1 protein-coding gene and 1 pseudogene are annotated in these 372 nt (G+C 50.5%); both read right to left on the bottom strand.

Going from position 1 to position 372, the window contains the following annotated elements; all coding sequences use genetic code 11:
* A partial coding sequence (locus ACYQ3Q_RS28560) for a 2-oxoacid:acceptor oxidoreductase family protein (protein WP_459931756.1) occupies positions 1–161 on the bottom strand: 161 nt, incomplete at its 3' end.
* A pseudogene (locus tag ACYQ3Q_RS28555) lies at positions 154–372 on the bottom strand (2-oxoacid:ferredoxin oxidoreductase subunit beta); the annotation flags it as partial. The gene ACYQ3Q_RS28560 and the pseudogene ACYQ3Q_RS28555, both read right to left, overlap by 8 nt.

Here is a 372-nt window from a genome sequence, read left to right as displayed (position 1 = left end):
ATGACTTCAGCCCGACTGGCACCTCCCCTGGCTTCAGGTCCATAGCTTTGACTCTGAGCGACATTTTGGTCGGCAATAATTCCGGCCTCTGCCAACATGATCGCCGCTAAAATCAAGCCCTGTCCGCCCGTTCCGGTTAACAGAAATTCTTGTTTAGCCATTGCGACTGCCCTCCCTTAATCTCTGTCTTAGTTTCTCGTATTCTTGCGTATACTCCGGAGCCTGCGACTTGAAAATCTCGCCGATCTGGAAATCTTCCTCGCGGGTCGCTTGTTGTCCTGCTTTGAAAGCGTGCTCTTTTTGCCAGAGCAGCATATCCGCCGGGGTTTTAAATTTATTACGGCGTCCATAGGAAACAGGACACTGGGAAAT

The sequence above is a fragment of the Desulfosporosinus burensis genome, assembly GCF_054657535.1.
The sequence above is the reverse complement of the archived record's forward strand: the minus strand, read 5'-3'. Positions and strand labels throughout refer to the sequence as shown.